The sequence below is a fragment of the Streptomyces sp. CAI-85 genome, assembly GCF_013363615.1.
Taxonomy (GTDB): domain Bacteria; phylum Actinomycetota; class Actinomycetes; order Streptomycetales; family Streptomycetaceae; genus Streptomyces; species Streptomyces antibioticus_B.
Window position 1 is genome coordinate 24,072 of the sequence record NZ_JAANNX010000006.1, and the last position, 19,658, is coordinate 43,729.

General features: G+C 74.4%; 17 protein-coding genes. 9 read left to right on the forward strand and 8 right to left on the reverse strand.

What is annotated here, in order from left to right; translation table 11 throughout:
* Positions 1-20 precede the first annotated feature (20 nt).
* Positions 21-884 carry an endo alpha-1,4 polygalactosaminidase gene (locus G6W55_RS10550; protein ID WP_175520538.1) on the forward strand — a complete coding sequence of 288 codons (864 nt, stop codon included), beginning with the start codon at positions 21-23 and terminating at the stop codon, positions 882-884.
* A 15-nt stretch (positions 885-899) separates the two neighbouring features.
* On the opposite strand, the gene G6W55_RS10555 is transcribed toward G6W55_RS10550, so the two are convergent.
* The 4 genes from G6W55_RS10555 to G6W55_RS10570 form a co-directional block, all read right to left on the reverse strand.
* Complete coding sequence (locus G6W55_RS10555) at positions 900-2,453, reverse strand: FAD-dependent oxidoreductase (RefSeq protein WP_175520539.1); 1,554 nt, start codon at positions 2,451-2,453, stop codon at positions 900-902.
* A complete protein-coding gene (locus G6W55_RS10560; RefSeq protein WP_175520540.1) occupies positions 2,450-3,181 on the reverse strand; it encodes a methyltransferase domain-containing protein in 732 nt (243 codons plus the stop codon). Before G6W55_RS10560 ends, G6W55_RS10555 begins: the two co-directional genes overlap by 4 nt.
* Positions 3,178-4,404, reverse strand: a complete 1,227-nt coding sequence (locus G6W55_RS10565) for a lycopene cyclase family protein (RefSeq protein ID WP_175520541.1) — start codon at positions 4,402-4,404, stop codon at positions 3,178-3,180. Before G6W55_RS10565 ends, G6W55_RS10560 begins: the two co-directional genes overlap by 4 nt.
* A gap of 134 nt (positions 4,405-4,538) precedes the next feature.
* The gene (locus G6W55_RS10570) at positions 4,539-5,174 is read right to left on the reverse strand and encodes a sigma-70 family RNA polymerase sigma factor (protein ID WP_175520542.1); all 636 of its coding nucleotides are present in this window, start codon (positions 5,172-5,174) and stop codon (positions 4,539-4,541) included.
* Between the two features lie 125 nt (positions 5,175-5,299).
* On the opposite strand from G6W55_RS10570, the gene G6W55_RS10575 reads away from it, so the two are divergent.
* The 8 genes from G6W55_RS10575 (at position 5,300) to G6W55_RS10610 (ending at position 14,266) form a co-directional block, all read left to right on the forward strand.
* Entirely contained in the window at positions 5,300-6,553 is a 1,254-nt protein-coding gene (locus G6W55_RS10575; RefSeq protein ID WP_175520543.1) for a polyprenyl synthetase family protein, read from the forward strand.
* Positions 6,550-8,103 (forward strand): phytoene desaturase, encoded by a 1,554-nt coding sequence (locus G6W55_RS10580; RefSeq protein WP_175520544.1) that lies wholly within the window; start codon positions 6,550-6,552, stop codon positions 8,101-8,103. Before G6W55_RS10575 ends, G6W55_RS10580 begins: the two co-directional genes overlap by 4 nt.
* On the forward strand, positions 8,100-9,122 hold the full coding sequence (locus G6W55_RS10585) for a phytoene/squalene synthase family protein (RefSeq protein ID WP_175520545.1): 1,023 nt from the start codon (positions 8,100-8,102) through the stop codon (positions 9,120-9,122). The genes G6W55_RS10580 and G6W55_RS10585 overlap by 4 nt, the downstream gene beginning before the upstream one ends.
* Positions 9,119-10,117 (forward strand): DUF5914 domain-containing protein, encoded by a 999-nt coding sequence (locus tag G6W55_RS10590; RefSeq protein WP_175520546.1) that lies wholly within the window; start codon positions 9,119-9,121, stop codon positions 10,115-10,117. The genes G6W55_RS10585 and G6W55_RS10590 overlap by 4 nt, the downstream gene beginning before the upstream one ends.
* A gap of 132 nt (positions 10,118-10,249) precedes the next feature.
* Positions 10,250-11,701 carry an MFS transporter gene (locus G6W55_RS10595; protein WP_175520547.1) on the forward strand — a complete coding sequence of 484 codons (1,452 nt, stop codon included), beginning with the start codon at positions 10,250-10,252 and terminating at the stop codon, positions 11,699-11,701.
* A 67-nt stretch (positions 11,702-11,768) separates the two neighbouring features.
* Complete coding sequence (locus G6W55_RS10600) at positions 11,769-12,803, forward strand: NADP-dependent oxidoreductase (RefSeq protein ID WP_175520548.1); 1,035 nt, start codon at positions 11,769-11,771, stop codon at positions 12,801-12,803.
* Positions 12,804-12,874: 71 nt separating this feature from the next.
* A complete protein-coding gene (locus G6W55_RS10605) occupies positions 12,875-13,258 on the forward strand; it encodes a MerR family transcriptional regulator (protein WP_175520718.1) in 384 nt (127 codons plus the stop codon).
* Positions 13,259-13,345: 87 nt separating this feature from the next.
* Positions 13,346-14,266 (forward strand): LLM class F420-dependent oxidoreductase, encoded by a 921-nt coding sequence (locus G6W55_RS10610; protein WP_175520549.1) that lies wholly within the window; start codon positions 13,346-13,348, stop codon positions 14,264-14,266.
* Between the two features lie 20 nt (positions 14,267-14,286).
* Here the strand turns inward: G6W55_RS10610 and G6W55_RS10615 are convergent, their stop codons facing one another.
* The 4 genes from G6W55_RS10615 to G6W55_RS10630 form a co-directional block, all read right to left on the reverse strand.
* The gene (locus G6W55_RS10615; protein ID WP_175520550.1) at positions 14,287-15,903 is read right to left on the reverse strand and encodes a glycoside hydrolase family 13 protein; all 1,617 of its coding nucleotides are present in this window, start codon (positions 15,901-15,903) and stop codon (positions 14,287-14,289) included.
* A 152-nt stretch (positions 15,904-16,055) separates the two neighbouring features.
* Positions 16,056-16,931, reverse strand: coding sequence for a carbohydrate ABC transporter permease (locus tag G6W55_RS10620; protein WP_175520551.1), 876 nt, complete (start codon positions 16,929-16,931; stop codon positions 16,056-16,058).
* A gap of 19 nt (positions 16,932-16,950) precedes the next feature.
* The gene (locus tag G6W55_RS10625) at positions 16,951-17,913 is read right to left on the reverse strand and encodes a carbohydrate ABC transporter permease (protein ID WP_175520552.1); all 963 of its coding nucleotides are present in this window, start codon (positions 17,911-17,913) and stop codon (positions 16,951-16,953) included.
* A gap of 158 nt (positions 17,914-18,071) precedes the next feature.
* Entirely contained in the window at positions 18,072-19,490 is a 1,419-nt protein-coding gene (locus tag G6W55_RS10630) for an ABC transporter substrate-binding protein (RefSeq protein ID WP_175520553.1), read from the reverse strand.
* Positions 19,491-19,658: the final 168 nt, after the last annotated feature.

Consider the following 19,658-nt stretch of genomic DNA (forward strand, 5'->3'; position numbering starts at 1 on the left):
TACCTCGTGCAGGAGTCCGTGTGCCGAAGCAGTCCGCCGTGTCCTTCTTCCGTCGTAGGGGTGTCGTCGTCGCGGGGGCCGCCGTCGTCGTCGCTGCCGCGCTCGGGGTCGGTCTGGTGCTGACGAATCCGTTCGCGGACGGTCCGGCCGTGACGTCGGTGCCGGAGGTCGAACTTCCCTCGGGCGACGCCGTGTTCGACTACCAGATCGGCCGCCCGTACCCGCCCGCGAAGGGGGTCACGGCCGTCTCGCGCGACCGGTCCGCCGAGCCTGCCGAGGGCCTCTACAACGTCTGTTACGTCAATGCCTTTCAGGCCCAGCCCGACGCGCTGGACTGGTGGGAGAAGCACCACCCCGATCTGATCCTGCGCGACGAGGACCGGCGTCCGGTGATCGACGAGGACTGGGACGAGGCGCTCCTCGACACCTCGACCGCCGACAAGCGCGACCGGCTCGCCGGCCTGGTCGGCGCGTGGGTGGACGGCTGCGCCGAAAGCGGCTTCCAGGCCGTGGAGTTGGACAATCTCGACTCCTACGAGCGTTCCGGCGGCGGCCTGACCAAGGCGCACAACGCGGCCTTCGCGAAGCTCCTCGCGGACCGGGGGCACGCCGCCGGGCTCGCCGTCGGACAGAAGAACACCACCGATCTGCTGCCCGACCGCGAGAGGATCGGCTTCGACTTCGCCGTCGCCGAGGAGTGCGGCCAGTACGACGAGTGCGGCGCCTACGCCGAGGCGTACGCGAACCGGGTCTTCGTGATCGAGTACGAGGACGACGGCTTCCGGCGGGCCTGCGCCGGTCACGGCTCCGAACTGCCCGTCGTCCAAAGGGATCTCGACGTGGCGGCTCGCGGGGCCGAGGAGTACGTGTTCCGGACCTGCTGAGGTGTCCGGGCACGGTCAGCCCAGGCGTGCCAGCGCGCGCAGCACCGCGCTCCGGCCGCGGTCGGGGACGGTCCACAGGGTCTGGCCCGCCACTCCCCAGCGCTCCAGCAGCGCGTTGGCCGCGAGGAAGCCGCTGGTGGCCGCGCGTTCCATCAGGGCCACGGGCAGCCCCGTGCGGACCAGGTCGCCGGCCACGACCAGGCCGGGATCGGTGGTGCGTACGGTCGGCCGGTCGCCGTAGCCGCCGACCGGGAAGAGGGGGCAGTCGGCGCGCCACTCGTGCCGTTCGTCCACGACCCTCGCCGCTCGGCTCTCCGGGTACACCCGGTGCAACTGCTCGACCAGACGCTTCCGTTCGACGTCGGGGGCGGCCCGCTCGGGCAGGGCGTACGCGTGCAGTTCGACCACCGAGCCGCCGGTGCGCGCGGCCCAGCGTGCCGCCTCGCCCTCCCAGCGTTCCAGCACGCTGACGTTGTCGAGGGTGCCGTAGCCGCTGGTGCCCAGGAAGCCGGGGCGGTCGGCGGCGACGGGGCGGTCCAGCCACAGGCGGGAGACGAGGAACGGCGGCGCGGCGCGCAGCCGGGCCGTCCGCGCGCGCCACGCGGCGTCCGCGAGGCGCGGGGAGCGGGCGACGAGGGAGCCGAGGCCGGCCGCGTCCAGGGCGAGGACCACGGTGTCGTACCGTCGTTCCTCCGCCCCGGCGGCGACCAGGAAGCCGCCGTCCCGGGTGGGTTCGACGGTGTCGACGGCCGTGCCGGTGCGCAGGTCGGCGCCGTGGCCGCGCAGATAGCCGGCGAGGGGGTCCCAGAGCGCGGTGGGGAAGGGTTCGCCGGGCACGTCGAAGAGGAGGCCCTCGGCGGAGCCCAGGAAGTAGATGTGGAACATCAACACCATCTCCGCCGCGGAGAGTTGACGGGGGTCGGCGAAGAAGCTGCGGGAGAACACCTCGAACGCGAGATGGTGGGCGGCCTCGGGAAAGCGGATCGATTGGAGGAAGTCGTGGGCGCTGACGCCGTCGAGCCGTGTGTAGACCTCGGGGACGCGTACGTCCAGCAGCGGCAGCGCGGCGGCCGGGTTCATCCGCACCAGGTCGCGCAGCCCGAAGGTGGGGCTCAGGGCGACGAATCCGAGGGCGCTCCAGGGCGGGGTGCGCGGCACGTGCCGGAAGCTGTCGTGGAGGCCGTCGGCGTGCCGGAGCGGATAGTCGGGCAGGGCGCGCAGACGGGTGAGGCCGGCATCGGTGCGCCGCAGCAGACCGCGCAGGTTGTAGTACTGGCGGAAGAACGCGTGGAAGCCCCGGCTCATGGTGACCGTGCTGCCGTCGGAGAGCACGGTCGGCAGGCCGGACAGACGCCCGCCCAGGGCGGGTTCGCGTTCATGGAGCGTGACCCGGACGCCCCGCTCCGCGAGGGCCGTGGCGGCCGCGAGTCCGGCGATGCCGCCGCCCACGACCGCAGTCGTCGGGGGACGGCCGCCGGGGACGCGCGGGGCGCCGGGGGCGGGGAGGAGGACGCGGGCGCGCCGGTCCCGGCCGCGGCGGGCGGCGCCGGGCCGCCGCGCGCGGGTCATCGGCCGCCGTCCGCGGCGGTGCCGGGGCGGCGGGCGACGACGGTGTGGGTGATGCCGGTCTGCCATCCCGGCAGGGGCAGCACCCGTACGTCCCGGAGGCCCGCGGCGCGGACCCGGGCGGCGAAGCGGTCCGCGGTGTCGAACTCCACGACGCTGCGCCACAGATGCCGGTACAGCCGCCCGTCGCCGAGGAGCGTGGCGACGGGCAGGACGAGCCCCCGGCACACGCCGGTCCACACCGCGCGGTCCACGGCGCGCCCGCCGAGGGTGTACTCGTGCACGGCCAGCCGCCCGCGCGGCGCCAGCACGTCGCGCACCGCGGTGAGCACGGCGTCGGGGTCGGTGACGTTGCGGAACAGGTAGGCGGCGAAGACCGCGTCGAAGGGGCCGCGCACGCCCGCCTCGGCCAGGCGCTCGGCGGGGGCCCGTACGAACGTCACGCCGTCCCGCCACGGTTTGCGGGCGGCGCGCTCCAGCATGCCGGCGGAGGCGTCCACGGCGGTGATCGCGGCGCCGGGAAGGACCGCCGCCAGGGCGGCCGTCGAGGCGCCCGTGCCGCAGCCGAGGTCAAGGACGCGCAGCCCGGCGCCCCCGTCGGGCAGGCCGAGGCGGCGTGCGGAGCGGCGCAACTGGCCGTGGTAGCCGGGGTTGGCGGCGACCAGGGTGTCGTAGCTGCGGGAAGCGTGGTCGAACGCGGCGGCCAGGTCCTCGTCGCGCAGCAGGGTCATGCGGTCTCCTCGGTCGGGGTGCGGGACGCCGGTGCGTGGTGGGGGGTGCGGGCGAGCCAGGGCAGTTCCGCCGCGCAGCGCAGCATCGGCAGGACGGGGGTGCGGATGCCGACGGACAGGTCCTCGTGCAGCCGGGTCCCGCCGTCCAGGAAGCGCAGCAGCCGTTCCATCGGCACCCGGGCGAAGAGCCGCGCGAAGAACGCGGCGCCGTCCACCCGGCCGCTGTCCAGGGCGCGCAGCAGCACCGCGTCCATGGCGCGCGAGCGGGCCGAGTGGGCGGGCGGGGGCAGCGGGTGGCGGCCGGCGCGCAGGGCGTCCGCGACGGCCCGCGTCTGGCGCTGGACGGCGGAGAAGGTGTAGCCGGTGGAGGGCCGGGTGGCGCCGCCCGCCGCGCCGATCCGGAACACCGACGGCGCCGGGCCGCGCGGGAAACGCGCGTCGGTCATGGGGATGACGCCGGTCTCGGTCGCGGTGATCTCGTGGTCGCCGAGGCGCAGCACGTCCCGGGTGTAGGCGTGCAGCGCGCGCTCGTAGGCGGCCCGGGGCAGGACGGCGTCGGAGAACTCGGTGTACTCCACGAGCGCCTCCTGACGGCCGGTGGGCAGCAGGTAGCCGAAGGCGAGACCGCGGGGCGGCTGGGGCACCCGGAAGTCCATGAGGACGACCGCGTCGGGGTCGAACACGGGCCGCCGGGTGCGGACGAACCAGCCGTGGAAGTGCTGGAGCAGGGTGGTCCGGGCGGCGGGGAGGCGGGTGAGCGGCCGGGAGTCGAACACCCAGCGGGCGTGCACCGTCACCGGGCGGCCCTCGTCGGTGCGGGCCCGGATCTCGGCACCGCCGACGCCGCCGACGACCGTCTCGACGGTCGCCTCCAGACGTCGTACGTCGTCGCCGTGCGCGAGGTCGCGGGCGACGAGGTGCTCGAAGTCGTCGGAGCGCAGCATCTTGTAGCGCAGGGGCGCGATGTCGTCCTCCACCGGCGGGCCGCCGCCCGGGGCGTGCACCCGCAGGCGCTGCCATACGGCGGTCAGGGCGGCGTCGTAGGGTCCGGGGCCCTGTTCCCAGTAGCACCAGGTGCGGCTCGGCGGGCGGAGCGGGCCCGGCGGGGCGTCGACCAGGACGGTGGAGACCGGCCGGGCGCCTGGGGCTGGCCGCGCCAGCCGGTGGGCGAGGGACAGACCGGCGGCGCCCGCGCCCAGGACGGCCACCTCGGCGTGCGGCACGAGCGGCTCCCCTCCATAGGCGTCGTTCTCCCGGACGTGGTGGTCTGTCCGAAGCATTCACCGCGCGGGGCTTCCGCGGATGCAGGCCCCGCCGGGTCGTCCGCCGGGTGGGCCCGTGTGGCCGTCTCCCGGGCTCACCCGGCGCCGCTGCGTACGCCGTCCCCCTGGAGGCAGCGGCCGAGGCGGTGCAGGCCGCGCCGGGCGTGGCTCTTGACCGTGCCCAGGGGCCAGCCGGTGACGTCGGCGATCTGCGGCTGGGTCAGGTCGTCGTAGAAGGCGAGGGTGAGCACGCGGCGCTGGGCCGCGGGCAGCTTGGCGAGTTCATGGCCGAGGAGGACGCGGTCGAGCACGGCGTCCGGCTGGGCGGCGGGGTCGACGGGTCCCACGGCCATCCGCGCACCGGCCGCGGCCACCAGCTCGGCCCTGCGGGTGCGCGCGGACAGCGCGTCGGCGATCTTGCGACGGGTGATCCCGACGAGCCAGGCACGCAGCGTGCCCCGCCACGGGGCGAAGCCGGTACGCCCGCGCCACGCGGCCAGGAACACCGTCTGGGTGACGTCCTCCGCCTCCCGGTCGTCCCCGAGGGAGCGCCGCGCGAGCGTGTGCACGAGGGCGCCCCACCGGTGGTACGCGGCGGCCAGACACGTCTCCTCGCCCGCGGCGAAACCGGCGGCGAGTTCCTCGTCAGTCATGGTGCTGCTCCTCGTACGGGCGGCGGGGACCGGGCTCACCCACCCTGCGGAGGGGACGGACGGCGGGACAACTTGCATCGACTCTGCGTCGTTTTTCCGGCATCGCTCGCGGGTTCTCCCCCGATGGCGCATCCGAGGACGCCCCGGCCGCGGAAGTAATGACGTCAGACACCGAGGCGACGACCGCGGCGAGAGGAATCCGGATGCGCCCCACCGAGGCGATGGACCGGCCGGTGGCCGACCAGGCACCCCCGTCCCCACGGCTCCCACCGGCGGCCCGTGCGGACGCCGTCGACACCGTCGACGCCGACGTACCGGCCGCCGTGGGACGCGTCCTGGACGCCCTGCTCGCGGAACGGGTCGCGCGCGCCACCGCCCTGGACCCGGTGTTCGGCCGCGATCTCGCCGCGCGCGTCGCCCGTTTCACCCTGGAGGGCGGCAAGCGCACACGCTCCCAGTTCGTGTGGTGGGCGATGCGCGCCTGCGGCGGCGGACCGGCGAGGGCCGAGGCCGCGCTGCGGATCGGCGCGGCCCTGGAACTCATCCAGACCTGCGCCCTGGTCCACGACGACGTGATGGACGGCGCCCGCATGCGGCGCGGGCGGCCCGCCCTGCACGTGGACGTCGCCGACCAGTACGGCGAGCGGTACGCCGACGCCGGGACGCCCGCTCCCGGGCGGCGGTTCGGCGAGGCCGCGGCCATCCTCGCCGGTGACCTCGCCCTGGCCTGGGCGGACGACACCGTGGCCGTCGTCGAGCTGGAGCCGGCCGCCGCGCGGGCCGTGCGCGAGCTGTGGAGCGCCCTGCGCACCGAGATGGTGGCCGGGCAGTACCTGGACGTCCGCGGCCAGGTCGCCTCCGCCCCCTCCGTGGCCCGCGCGGTGCGCGCCGCCTGCCTGAAGAGCGCCCTGTACTCCGTGGAACGCCCGCTGGCGCTCGGCGCCGCCCTGGCGGGCGCGGACGGCACGCGCCGGGCCGCGCTGTCCTCGGCGGGACGCTGTGTCGGCATCGCGTTCCAGCTCCGCGACGACCTCGTCGACGTCTACGGCGACCCTCGGCGGTCCGGCAAACCGGTGGGCGGTGACATCCGGGCGGGCCGTCCCACCGCGCTGGTGGCGGTGGCGCGGGCCCGCGCGGAGGCGGCCGGGGACCGGCACGCGCTGGCCGTGCTGCGCCGCTCGCTGGGCCGCGCCGACCTCTCCGAGAGCGGCCTCGCCGAGGTGCGGGACGTGCTGGAGGCCACCGGCGCGCGGGACACCGTCGAGGCGAGGATCGGCCGGCTGGTCGACCGGGGGCTACGGCATCTGGAGTCGGCCGACCTGGAGCCGGAGGGGCGGCGGCGCCTGCGCGGGCTGCTGCACGCGGCGGCCGGCTCACCGCCCGCGCCGGACGGCACGGACGCGCGCGTGCTCCGGTCGCCGCTGATGGCGGCCCGCGCCGACGGGCCCGTCCGATGACCAGGACCGTTCCCGGGCGCACGGATCATGTGGTGGTCGTCGGCGCCGGGCTCGCCGGCCTGTCCGCCGCGCTGCATCTGCTCGGCGCGGGCCGAAGGGTCACCCTGCTGGAGCGCGACCCCCTGCCCGGGGGCCGCGCCGGGCGTCTGGAGCGGGGCGGCTACCGCATCGACACCGGGCCCACCGTGCTGACCATGCCCGACCTCGCCGACGAGGCGTTCGCCGCCGTCGGAGAGTCGCTGCGCGACCGGGTCGACCTGGTCCCGCTGCACCCCGCCTACCGGGCGCTGTTCGCGGACGGCAGCCGGCTCGACGTGCACACCGGGGAGGAGGCGATGGCGGCGGAGGTGGAGCGCTTCGCGGGCGCCGCCGAGGCCGCGGGCTACCGGCGGCTGCGAGGCTGGCTGGAACGGTTGTACCGGGCGCAGATGCGGCGTTTCATCGACGCCAACTTCGACTCGCCGCTGGCCCTGCTCAACCCCGACCTGGCCCGGCTCGCCGCCCTCGGCGGGTTCGGGCGGCTCGACGCGCGCATCGGCCGTCATCTGCGCGACGAACGGCTGCGCCGCGTGTTCTCCTTCCAGGCGCTGTACGCCGGGGTACCGCCGGAGCGTGCGCTCGCCGCGTACGCGGTGATCGCCTACATGGACACGGTCGCCGGTGTGTACTTCCCGCGCGGCGGGATGCACGCCCTGCCGCGGGCCATGGCGGACGCGGCGGCGAACGCGGGAGCCGACCTGCGCCTCGGCCAGGACGTCGTCCGGCTGGAGCGCTCCGCCGGCCGGATCACCGCCGTGGTCACCGACCGGGACCGCGTCCCGTGCGATGCCGTGGTCCTCACCCCCGACCTGCCGGTCTCCTACCGCCTCCTCGGCCGGACGCCGCGCCGCCCGCTGCGGATCCGGCACGCCCCGTCGGCCGTCGTGCTGCACCTCGGCACCGACCGGACCTGGCCCCAACTCGCCCACCACACGCTGTCGTTCGGCGCGCGCTGGCATCGCACCTTCGACGAACTCACCCGCGCCGGCCGGCTGATGAGCGACCCCTCGCTGCTCGTCACCCGGCCCACCGACACCGATCCGACGCTCGCCCCGCCCGGCCGCCACCTCCACTACGTCCTCGCGCCCTGCCCCAACACCGACCTCGGGCCGGACGCCGTCGCCTGGGGCGAACTCGCGCCCCGCTACCGCGACAGCGTGCTGCGGGAACTGGACCGGCGCGGCCTCACGGGTCTCGCCGACGCCGTCGAGGAGGAGGTGCTCGTCACACCCGCCGACTGGACGGCCCAGGGGCACGCGGCCGGCACGCCGTTCTCGGCCGCCCACACGTTCGCGCAGACCGGTCCGTTCCGGCCGCGCAACCTGGTGCGCGGCACCGAGAACGCCGTCCTCGCCGGCTGCGGCACCACCCCGGGCGTCGGCATCCCGACCGTCCTGCTGTCCGGCAAGCTCGCCGCCGCCCGGATCACCGGACGGCACCGGGCGCCCCTGCCCCGGCGCGGGCGCGCCGCGCCGCCCGGGGTGGCCGTACCGGAAGGGACACGCCCATGACCGCCCGTGAACTCGACGCGGCCGGCATCACCGACCCGGTGCTGCGCGACGCCTACACCCGGTGCCGCCGCCTCAACGCCCGGCACGGCAGGACGTACTTCCTCGCCACCCGGCTGCTGCCGGTGGAACGCCGTCCCGCCGTCCACGCCCTGTACGGGTTCGCCCGCCAGGCCGACGACATCGTCGACTCCCTGGAAGCGGACGTGCCGTCCGACCGCCGCGCGGACGACCTCGCCCGCCTCGACGACCGACTCCACGCCCGCCTGCGGCGCGGGCTCCGCGAGCCGGACGGTGCCGAGCCGGTGGTCCTCGCGCTCGCCGACACGGCCCGCCGGTACGCCATCGACCACCGGCACTTCAGCGACTTCATGACGTCCATGCGCGACGACCTGAAGGTCACCGACTATCCGACCTACGACGACCTGCGGGCGTACATGCACGGTTCGGCGGCGGTGATCGGGCTCCAGATGCTGCCGGTCCTGGGCACCGTGGTCCCGCGCGAGGAGGCCGCCCCGCACGCGGCCGCGCTGGGCGTCGCCTTCCAGCTCACCAACTTCCTGCGCGACGTCGGCGAGGACCTCGACCGCGGCCGGGTCTATCTGCCGGCCGACCTCCTGGCCGCGCACGGCGTCGACCGGGAACTGCTGTGCCGCAGCCGCGCCACCGGGCGCCGCGATCCGCGGATCACCGAGGCGCTGCGGGCGTTCGAGGACCTCACCCGAGGGGTCTACCGCGAGGCGGAGCCGGGCATCGCGATGCTCGACCCGGTGTCACGCCCCTGTGTGCGCACGGCGTTCGTGCTGTACGGCGGCATCCTGGACGCGGTCGCCGCCGACGGGTACGCCGTACTGCACCGCCGTTCCGTGGTGCCCCGGCGACGGCGGGCGGCGGTGGCCCTGGACGGCCTCGCCCGTCTGGCGACGGCGCGCGTACAACGACGCTTCCGGCCGCCGGCGACACCGGCGCCGACGGCCCCGGGTGCCGTCACTGGTCGGTCCCGGCACGAGGAGGTCATGTGAACCCCGACCGTTCCAGCCGCCGCTTCCCCCTGTCGCTGCGCAGGCACCCCGTCGCCTGGGAGCGGCAGCGGCCCACCTGGCGGGAGGCCCGCCCTGCGGTGATCGCCGAGGCGTTGAAGCGGGCGCGGGCGCTGCCCTCGGGCAACTGGTACGTCGTGGGCGCGACCCGGGACGTCCGTGACGACCGGCCCCTCGCCCGGACGGTCGCCGGGCGGGAGATCGTCGTCTGGCGGGACGCCGCGGGCCGGCTCGTCGCCGGACCGGGCAGTTGCCCGCACCTGGGCGCACCGCTGCGCGACAGCCCGGTCCGGTGCGGCACGCTCGTCTGCCACTGGCACGGACTCGCCCTGTCCGGCACGTCGTTCGCCGGCTGGGATCCCCTGCCCGCCCACGACGACGGGGTGCTGGTGTGGGTGCGTCTGGACGAGGCGGGCGGCGAGCCGCCCCTCGCGGCACCGGCCGTACCGGAGCGGCCGGACGCGGCGGGCGCGGTGACGGCGGTCTACACCGGCGTGGGCACCTGTGAGCCGGAGGACGTCGTGGCGAACCGGCTGGACCCGTGGCACGGCGCCTGGTTCCACCCGTACTCCTTCGTGGACCTGACCGTCGTCGACACTCCCGCGGAAGGGGAGGACGGTTTCGTCGTGGACGTGTCCTTCCGGCTCGCCGGGCGGATCGTGGTGCCGGTGCGCGCCGTGTTCACGGCGCCCGGGCCGCGGACGGTCGTCATGCGGATCACGGAGGGCGAGGGCCGGGGGTCGGTGGTCGAGACGCACGCGACGCCGCTCGGCCCCGACGACCGGGGCAGGCCGCGGACGGCGGTGGTGGAGGCGGTCGTCGCGGCGTCGGACCGCCCCGGGTTCACGGTGGCCCGCCGCATGTCGCCGCTGCTGCGCCCCCTCATGCGGGCGGCCGCCGGAGGCCTGTGGCGCGACGACCTGGCATACGCGGAGCGCCGCTGGCATCTGCGGTCGACGGGCCGTTTCCCGGGCTGAGCACGGCGGCCGCCGGACGGCGACCTCACGGCGGTCCGCTCCTTCTCATGCGTACGAACGCGGTGTTTCCGTTCTGCGAACAGGCTGTCCGGGCCGCAGACAGGGGTCCTGGGCCGGTGTGACCATGTGCGCATGCTCCCGGGAGAAGATCGCGCCGCCCGCCGGGTGCTGACGGTGTGCATGGCGGCCGGGGTCACGACCCTGCTCGACCAGTCGGTCCTCAACATCGCGGTGCCGGCGCTGCGTCGGTCGCTGGACGCGGGTGCCACGGATGTGCAGTGGATCGTCGCCGGGTACTCGCTGGCCTTCGGTCTGATGCTGGTGCCGGGCGGCAGTCTCGGCGATGTGCACGGGCGCAAACACCTCTTCCTGGCCGGGCTGTCGGCGTTCGTCGTCTTCGGCGCGGTCGCCGCCGCCGGGACACGCGCGGACCTGGTGATCGCCGCGCGGCTGGTGCAGGGCGCGGGGGCCGGGCTGGTCAACTCGCAGGTCATCGGCACGCTCCAGGACCACTTCACCGGCGTCGGCCGGGCGCGGGCGCTGGGGCTGTACGCCGTCACGGGCGGTGTCGCCGCGGCCCTCGGGCCCCCGCTCGGCGGCGCCCTGGTGGCGGCGTTCGGACCGGACCTCGGGTGGCGGCTGTGTCTGCTCCTGAGCGCGCCCTGCGGGATCGTCACGCTCTGGCTGGCGTTCCGCTGGTTCCCGGCTCCCCGGCGGACCGCCGGGCACAGCCGGCTGGACTGGTGGGGGCTCGCGTGGACGGGTGCGCTGACGCTGGCGCTGATGGTGCCGTTCATCAGGACGCCGGGCGGCGCCGGGGAGACGGCCCTGTGGGCGGGCGCCGCCGTCGGGGCCCTCTGCTGTCTGGTCGCGGGGCATCGCTTCCGGGTCCGGTCGGGCCGGGTCCCGCTGGTGCACCCGGCGCTGCCGCGGTCGCGCCCCTACACGCTCGGGACGGCCGTCGCGATGGCCAGCTTCGGCTCCTCGCTGGGGGCGACGCTGGTGCTGACCGTGTTCCTCCAGAGCGGTCTGGGGCTGTCCGCGCTCACCGCCGCCCTGGTCACCCTGCCGTCGGCGGCGGCCATGGGCGTCTCCTCGGCCGTGGCCTGGCGGGTGGTACGCCGCCTCGGACCGCACACCGTCACGCTCGGGCTCGCGCTGGGCGTCCTCACCCTGCTGGCCGGCGCGGCCGTCGCCGTCACCGCGCCGCGCCCCCATCTCCCGCTGCTCCTCACGATCGTCCAACTGCTGTCGGGTGCCGCCGCCGGGCTCACCATCGCCCCCAACCAGGCCCTGGTCCTCCAGCACGCCCCGGCCGAGGCCGCCGGGGTGGCCGGCGGCATCCTCCAGATGGCGCAGCGGATCGCCGCGGCCATCGCGCTGAGCGCCGTCTCGGGAAGCTACCTGCGCGGCACGTCGGGGCCGTCGGGCGACCCCCGTACGGCGTTCGCGCACGCGACGCTGCTGTGCGCCGGGCTGCTCGCGGCGGCCACCGTCCTGTCGCTCCTGCGGCCCCGCCTCACGGCGTCGCCCCCGGCCGGGCTGCGTCCGCCGCTTGCCTCTGACGTGCACGTCAAGGGTTAGCGTCGGCGCGCCCCGGGTCGGACGGTCCGGCGCGCCCCGTCCCCGACACCCCTTCAGGAGCCCGCACATGACCTCCGCCCTGCCCGCCACGACCCGGGCGATCACGCTCGTGGACGTCCCCGCCGGCCTGCCCGTGCCCGGCGACTTCGCGATCACCGAGGAGCCGCTGCCCGTCCCCGGCCCGGGACAGGCCGTCGTACGCAACCGGTGGTTCCTGGTGTTCCCCGGGCTGCGCACGCTCATCGGCGGCAAGGTCGAAGGGGTTCCGCTGCCCAGTATCCACGCCGGTGACACGCTGTTCGGTCCCGCCGTCGGCGAGGTCGTCGCCGCCGGGCCCGACACCCCGCTGCGGCCGGGGGACGTGGTCACGCATCTGCTCGGCTGGCGCGAGCACGCGCTCGTCGCGGCGGCGGACTGCGCGCCGGTGGGCGACGCGCTGCCCGACCCGGTGGCCCATCTGTCGTCCGGGTCGTCGGCCTACGGCGCCCTGACCCGGCTCGCCGAAGTCCGCCCCGGTGACACGGTGTTCGTCACCGGCGCGGCGGGCGCCGTGGGCACGCTCGCGGGCCCCGTGGCACGACTGCTCGGGGCCGCGCGGGTCGTCGGGAGCACCCGGTCGGCGGAGAAGGCCGAGCGGCTGCGGTCCGAACTGGGCTACGACGCGGTCGTGGTCCCCGGACAGGGGTCGCTCGGCGAGCAGTTGGCCACGGCGGCACCGGACGGCATCGACGTCCTCCTCGACACCGTCGGCGGGGACCAGCTCGCCGCGGCCGTCGGCGCCGCCCGCAGGGGCGCCCGGTTCGCACTGGTCGGCGCGCTGTCGGGGCAGTTGGCGCCGGACCGGGACGGCGGCAGCGCGCCCGCCGAGATCGACACCTTCCGGCTCGTGACCCTCGGCGTCACGCTGCGCGGCTACAGCGGCGCCGACCATCCGGACGTGGCGGCGGAGTGGACCGAGCGCTTCGGGGGCTGGCTGCGCTCCGGCGAGATCACCTTCCCGTACGCGCGGATCACGGGAATGGACCGCGCGCCGGGAGCGTTGCAGGAACTCTTCGAGGGGCGGCATCTCGGGACCCTGGTCGTGGAGTTGCCGCCGGTGTGACGGTCGCCGTGCGCGGGCCCGGCGGCCACGGCCCGGCCGTGGAGGCCGGGTCCTGGGCGCGAGGGGCGGACATGCGGATCGGGGATGCGGCGGCAGCGGCGGGGACCACCCCGCGGGCACTGCGGTTCTACGAGGAGCGGGGCCTGCTGCCGCCGCCGGGGCGCACCGCCACCGGGCAGCGCGAGTACGGGCCCGGCGAGGTGGCGCGGGTCCGGGTGATCCGTGAACTGCTCGCGCTCGGGCTGACCGTGGAGGATCTGCGGACCGTCGCCGACCGGATCGACCTGCTGGTCGAGGATCCCCGGCGGCGGTGCGGCCGGCCCGACTCCGGCGTGCCGGGCTCGGGGGTCGTCGACCGCAGGATCGCCGCGCTGGACGCGGAGATCGACCGGCTGACCCGGCAGCGCACCGAACTCGCCCTGCGGGTCGCGGGAGTTGAGCCCCAGGGCGGCTGACCGCACCGGGGCCGCCGCAACAATGCCGCCACATGTTTGTCATCCGCGAGCCGGAATTCCCTTGGCGGGCAGGCCCGTTGCGCCGGTATGAGCATTGGCGTAGCACTCCCCGTCCACCATTCGATCGACACCACGGTGCGGCTCGCGCGCGAGGCGCACGAGGCCGGACTGCGCTCCGTCTGGTTCGGGCAGACCTTCGGGTACGACTCCCCCGCGCTCGCCGCGATCGTCGGCCGTGAGGTGCCCGGACTGCACGTGGGGACGGCGGCGATCCCGGTCTTCGGCCGGCATCCGCTGCTCGTCTCCAGCCAGGCCCAGACCGCGCAGGCCGCCACCGCGGGCCGCTATCACCTCGGGCTGGCGCTCGGCACCAAGTTCCTGACGGAGACCGGCTTCGGCATCCCCTACGAGCGCCCGATCGCCCGGCTCCGTGAGTTCCTCACGGCCCTGCGCCCGCTGCTGGACACGGGGAGCGCCGACTTCCACGGCGAACTCCTCACCGCCACCACTCCGCTCCCGGCGACCGTGCCGGGCGGCGCCGAGACACCGGTGCCGGTGCTCGTCGCCGCCATGGCACCGCAGTCGCTGCGGGTGTCCGGCGAACTCGCCGACGGCATCCTGCCGTTGCTGGCCGGACCGCGCGCCCTCGACGAGCACATCGTCCCGGCCGTCACCGCGGCGGCCTCGGCGGCGGGGCGGCCGGCGCCCCGGATCGTGGCCTGTGTGCCCGGTGTGGTCACCGGCGACCTCGACGCCGTGCGGGAGACCGCGACCGAACAGCTCGCGTTCTACGAGCAGTTCCCGTCCTATCAGCGGGTCATCGGTCTCTCGGGCGGCACCCGGGCCGTGGACCTGGCCGCCCTCGGCGACGAGGAGACCGTCGCCGCCGAGGTACGGCGCTACCGTGAGGCCGGGGCCACCGAGGTGGTGTTCACGGCGACGGACCTGGGCGGCGACGAGGACCGTCTGCGCACCTGGAAGCTGCTGGGCGAGCTGGCGAACGGCTGACCCGACAACCCCTCAGGGCCTCAAACGCGCAGCCACACCGCCGTGTCGCCCGGCAGCCGGCCCGCGTCGTCCAGCGGGCCGCTGGCGAGCAGGATCTCCTCGTGGCCGGGCAGGACGGCGGGGGCGGCGGCCAGGTTGACCACGCAGACCAGGCCGGGCGCCCGGCGGAACGCGAGGACGCCGTCGGGGGCGGGCAGCCACTCCAGGGGGCCGTCCCCGAGGCCCGGTTCGGTGCGGCGCAGCCGCAGCGCGGTGCGGTAGAGGACCAGCATCGAGCCGGGGTCGGCGGCCTGGAGGTCGGCGGCGTACGCGGACCAGCCGGCGGGCTGCGGCAGCCAGGGTTCGGCGTCCGTCCCGAAGCCGGCGTGCGGGGCATCGGCGGTCCAGGGCAGCGGCACCCGGCAACCGTCGCGGCCGGGGTCGGTGCCGCCGGAGCGGAAGTGCATCGGGTCCTGGATGCGGTCGCGCGGGATGTCCGCCTCGGGCAGGCCGAGTTCCTCGCCCTGGTAGAGATAGACGGAGCCGGGCAGGGCGAGGGTGAGGAGGGCGGCGGCGCGGGCCCGGCGGGTGCCGAGCGTGAGGTCGGTGGGGGTGCCGAACTCCTTTGCGGCGAAGTCGAATCCGGTGTCCTCACGGCCGTAGCGGGTCACCGTGCGGGTCACGTCGTGGTTGCACAGCACCCAGGTGGCGGGGGCGCCGACCGGGGCGTGCTCGGCGAGGGTGTCGTCGATGGCGGCGCGCAGTCGCCGCGCGTCCCAGGGGCAGGCCAGGAAGTTGAAGTTGAACGCGGTGTGGAGTTCGTCGGGGCGCAGATAGCGGGCGAAGCGCTCGGCGTCGGGCAGCCACACCTCGCCGACGAAGACCCCGCCGTAGGCGTCGGCGACGCGCCGCCAGGAGCGGTAGATCTCGTGCAACTCGTCGCGGTCGATGTAGGGGTGGGGGTCGCGGCCCTCGACGAAGTCGGGCAGGTCGGGGTCCTTGGCGGGCAGGGCGGCGGAGTCGATGCGGACGCCGGCCACGCCGCGTTCGAACCAGAACCGCAGGACGTCCTCGTGTTCCTCGCGGACCGCCGGGTGGGCCCAGTTGAGGTCGGGCTGCTCCGGGGTGAAGAGGTGCAGGTACCACTCGCCGTCCTCGACGCGGGTCCAGGTCTGGCCGGAGAACTGCGACGGCCAGTCGTTGGGCGGGAGTTCGCCGTGCTCGCCGCGGCCGGGGCGGAAGTGGAACAGCTTGCGCTCGGGGCTGCCGGGTCCGGCGGCGAGCGCGGCCCGGAACCAGGGGTGCTGGTCGGAGACATGGTTGGGCACGATGTCGACGATGGTGCGGATGCCGAGGGCGCGCGCCTCGGTGATGAGTTTCTCGGCCTCCTCCAGGGTGCCGAAGGCGGGGTCGATGGTGCGGTAGTCGGCGACGTCGTAGCCGCCGTCGGCGAGCGGCGAGAGGTACCAGGGGGTGAACCAGATGGCGTCGACGCCGAGTTCGGCGAGGTAGGGCAGTCTCGCCCGTACGCCCGCGAGGTCCCCGGTGCCGTCGCCGTCGCCGTCGGCGAAACTGCGGGGGTACACCTGGTAGATGGCGGCGCCGCGCCACCAGTCGTCCGAGGGTGCGGGGGTCTTGTCGGGGTGCGGGGCTGCCACGTGACGGTCCTTTCGGGGCAGGGGTGGTTCTCCGCCGCCGCCCCGGACAGCGGGGCGTCGAGGACGGGGCGGCGGCGGAGGTTCGGAGGGGGTACCGGCGGGGGCCGGCCGGCCCGGGAGAGGGGGCGCGCCGGTGCCGGGCGGGGTGGGGGTCAGCCCTTGAGGCCGCCCGCGGTCAGTCCGCTCATGATGTTGCGCTGGAAGACCAGGAACAGCAGCAGGGTGGGCAGGGAGGCGATGGTGAGGGCGGCGATCAGCACGTTCTCGGGCACGCTGGTGGCGAGCGAGTAGATGCCGACGGCGAGGGTCTGGCCGGTGGGGTCGGGCAGGACCAGCATCGGCCAGAGGAAGTCCTTCCAGACGCCGACGACCGCGAAGATGGACACCACGCCGAGGATGGGCCGGGAGATCGGCAGGACGAGGGACCACAGGATGCGCAGCGGGCCGGCGCCGTCCATGGAGGCCGCGTCGAGGAGTTCCTTGGGGATGGAGTCGAAGAACCGCTTGAGCAGGAAGATGCTGAAGGCGTTGGTGACGGACGGCAGCCAGATCGCCCAGGGCGAGTTGAGCAGGTTGCGTTCGACGATCGGCACGTCCAGCACGGTGAGGTACTGCGGGACGACGAGGACGGTCGCCGGGATCATCAGGGTGACCAGCATCATCCCGAGGATCGCCTTGCCGAGGACGGGCCGCAGTCTGGACAGGGAGTAGGCGGCGGCGACGTCCAGGACGAGCTGGAAGGCGAGCGCGCCGAACGCGTAGTAGAGGGTGTTCAGGAGCAGCCGGGCGAGGTCCATCACCTCCCAGGCGCGCTGGTAGTTCTCCGGGTGGACGGAGCCGGGCACCCAGGTGGGGGGTGTCTGGACGGCTTCCTGGGTGGTCTTGAGCCCGCCGGACACCATCCAGTACAGCGGGCCGAGGAAGGCCAGCGTGAACAGGGCGACGACGAGTGCGAAGCACAGCCAGTAGATCAGCTTGCCGCGCGGGCGGGCGAGGCGGGCGGGTGAGATGAGTGTGCGTGTGGACATGTCCGTGTCTCCCCCGGTCCTACTCTTCCGTGGCGCGGTTGAGCCTGGTGTACAGGGCCGAGAAGCCGGCCAGCAGTACGAGCAGGATCAGGCCGAGCGCCGCCGCGGCACCGTAGTTGTTGAAGTTGAAGGCGTACTGGTAGATGAGATAGACGACGGTCGTGGTGGAGCCCTCGGGTCCGGCGCCGCCGGTCAGCAGGAAGGGCTCGATGAAGACCTGCATGGTGGCGATGATCTGCATGAGCAGCATCAGCGCCAGGACGAGCCGGGTCTGCGGGATCGTCACGTGCCACACCTTGCGCAGCAGACCGGCGCCGTCGAGTTCGGCTGCCTCGTACAGTTCGCCGGGGACGCCCTGGAGGGCGGCCAGGTAGATGAGGGTCGCGCCGCCCATGTTCATCCAGGTGGAGGCGACGACGACGGAGAGCATCGCGGTGTCGGGGTCCTGGAGCCACTGCTGGGCCGGGACGCCGAAGACGGCGAGCACCTCGTTGAACATGCCGTACCCGGGGTCGTACAGGTACTTGAAGAGCAGGACGGACGCGGTGGGCGGCAGCATGACGGGCAGGTAGACCAGGAGGCGCAGATAGCCCTGGCCGTGCCGGAACTCGTTGATGACGAGGGCGGTGAGGAAGGGGACGGCGAAGCCGAGGACGAGCGCGAGGACGGTGAACCAGAGGGTGTTGCGCCAGGCCTGGCCGAAGGCCGGGTCGTTCCAGACGGTGACGAAGTTGTCCCAGCCGACCCAGCTCACCCGGCCGTCGTCGGTCTTCTGGAAGGCGAGCAGGAACTCCCGGACGATCGGGTACCAGGAGAAGAAGGCGAAGCAGAGCACCGCGCCGATGAGGAATCCGTGGGCGGTGACGTTGCGGCGCAGGGCCTTGCCGAGGCCCCCGGCCGGGGGCCGGGCGGCGTCGGTGCGCGGCCGGCGGGGGCGGCGGTCCTTGGCCGCCGGGTCCTGGGTGAGGGTGGGGGCCGACATGGGTGCTCCTCGGTCGTGCTGCGGCGTCGCCGGACGGGCCGGTCCGGGCGCGTGGCGGGGGCGTGACGTGGGCGGACGGGCGCCGGGCCCGCCGGGTGGGGCGGGCCGTGTGCGCGCTCGCGAGCCGGGCGGGGTCGGGCCGCCCGGCCCCGCGGGGGTCACTGGTTGGCGAGGACCTGGTTCACCTGGGTCTCCGCCGTCGACAGGAGCTTGTCGATGTCGGCGTCCTTGTTGGTGAGGATGCCCGACATCACGTTGTCGAGGACCTTGTAGATCTCCTGGGCCTTCGGGGGTTCGGCCTTGCCGGGGACCGGGTTGTCCATGAACGCCTTGAAGTTCTGCACCGGCATGGTGGCGAACTCGACGCGGGCGGCGTCGTCCTTGGTCTTGCTGTCGTTCAGCCACAGGTTGGGCTGCGGGAGTCCCACGGGCAGGCCGTCGGCCTTGGTGCGCTCCCAGTCGTACTGGCCCTTGCCGACGGTGGTGAACTTGAAGTTCAGCCAGGCGATGGCAGCCTTGACCTTGTCGGACGAAATGCCCTTCTTGATCATGTAGTTGTTGCCGCCGGCGAGGGTGTTCTTGCCGCCGGGGATCGGGCCCATGCCGAAGTTCTCGTACTTGGCGCCGAGTTGCTGGACCATGTAGGTCACGTCGTCGGGGGCGGCGAGGAACATGCCGAGCTTGTCGGTGGCGATCTGCTTCTGGAGGTCGCCCCACTTCAGCAACTGGGTCTTGCCCATGGAGTCGTCCTCCCAGCGCATGGCGTGGAGGTTCTCGGCGAGCTGCTTGCCGGTCGCGTCGTTGAAGGCGGCCTTGGTGCCGGAGGCGTCGACGACGTCACCGCCGAGGCTGTACATCTGCGCGGTGAAGTGCCAGCCGCCGGTGTTGGCGGCGCTGTACTCGCCGAAGCCGGCGACGCCGCCGCCCAGGCCGGCGATCTTCTTGGCGGCGGCCCGGACCTCGTCCCAGGTGGCGGGCGGGGTGTCGGGGTCGAGGCCCGCCTTCTCGAAGAGCGTGCGGTTGATCAGCAGGCCCATGCGGTAGTTGCTGGTGGGCAGGCCGTAGAGCTTGTCGTCCTTCTTGAGCGAGCCGAGGACGTCCGGGTCGATGTCCTTGAGCAGCGGGACGGTCTTGTCGTTGACGTAGGCGCTGATGTCCTGGGCGCCGTCGTTGTCGAGGACCTGCTCCAGGTCGGTGAAGTAGGTGTAGAACACGTCGGGCTGGGACTTGGCCTTGAGCATCGCGGTGAAGCGCGGCGGCTCCAGACACTGGCCCGGGGTGGAGCGGCCCTCGATCGTGACGTTGGGGTAGGTCTTGTTGAACTCCTTGACGTCCTCGTTCCACTCCTTGAGCTCGGCCTTCTTGGCCGCCGGCGGCATGCAGTCGATGGTGATGGTCACCTTGGTCTTGGGGTCGAGCGGCGCGGCGGCGTCGGTGTTCGCGCCGCTCCCGTTGCCGTCGTCGCCGTCATCGCTGCTGCTGCTCGTGCCGCAGGCGGCGAGTGCCGTCAGCGTCAGTGCGGAGACGAGGGTGACCGCGCCGGCGCGGCGGGTGCGGCGGAACCGAGCTCTTGTCATGGGTGGGTCCCCTTCGGGCATGAACGTGGAAGGTGCCCCGTCGCCGGTGCGAGGTGGGGCGCCGCACACTCAACCACCACCCACAAGACTGCGCAATATCTCGCGCTGAATTCGCAATTGTTTGACAGAGCAACGCACATGAAGCGGCCGGGACCGGCACGGACATGA

What these genes read in the sequence shown, in the direction of transcription:
- G6W55_RS10555 (WP_175520539.1), bottom strand. Translation starts at nt 2,453, where the DNA reads ATGACCCGCGCGCGGCGGCCCGGCGCCGCCCGCCGCGGCCGGGACCGG.
- G6W55_RS10560 (WP_175520540.1), bottom strand. Translation starts at nt 3,181, where the DNA reads ATGACCCTGCTGCGCGACGAGGACCTGGCCGCCGCGTTCGACCACGCT.
- G6W55_RS10570 (WP_175520542.1), bottom strand. Translation starts at nt 5,174, where the DNA reads ATGCAAGTTGTCCCGCCGTCCGTCCCCTCCGCAGGGTGGGTGAGCCCG.
- G6W55_RS10575 (WP_175520543.1), top strand. Translation starts at nt 5,300, where the DNA reads ATGCGCCCCACCGAGGCGATGGACCGGCCGGTGGCCGACCAGGCACCC.
- G6W55_RS10580 (WP_175520544.1), top strand. Translation starts at nt 6,550, where the DNA reads ATGACCAGGACCGTTCCCGGGCGCACGGATCATGTGGTGGTCGTCGGC.
- G6W55_RS10585 (WP_175520545.1), top strand. Translation starts at nt 8,100, where the DNA reads ATGACCGCCCGTGAACTCGACGCGGCCGGCATCACCGACCCGGTGCTG.
- G6W55_RS10595 (WP_175520547.1), top strand. Translation starts at nt 10,250, where the DNA reads ATGCTCCCGGGAGAAGATCGCGCCGCCCGCCGGGTGCTGACGGTGTGC.
- G6W55_RS10600 (WP_175520548.1), top strand. Translation starts at nt 11,769, where the DNA reads ATGACCTCCGCCCTGCCCGCCACGACCCGGGCGATCACGCTCGTGGAC.
- G6W55_RS10605 (WP_175520718.1), top strand. Translation starts at nt 12,875, where the DNA reads ATGCGGATCGGGGATGCGGCGGCAGCGGCGGGGACCACCCCGCGGGCA.
- G6W55_RS10610 (WP_175520549.1), top strand. Translation starts at nt 13,346, where the DNA reads ATGAGCATTGGCGTAGCACTCCCCGTCCACCATTCGATCGACACCACG.
- G6W55_RS10620 (WP_175520551.1), bottom strand. Translation starts at nt 16,931, where the DNA reads ATGTCCACACGCACACTCATCTCACCCGCCCGCCTCGCCCGCCCGCGC.
- G6W55_RS10625 (WP_175520552.1), bottom strand. Translation starts at nt 17,913, where the DNA reads ATGTCGGCCCCCACCCTCACCCAGGACCCGGCGGCCAAGGACCGCCGC.
- G6W55_RS10630 (WP_175520553.1), bottom strand. Translation starts at nt 19,490, where the DNA reads ATGACAAGAGCTCGGTTCCGCCGCACCCGCCGCGCCGGCGCGGTCACC.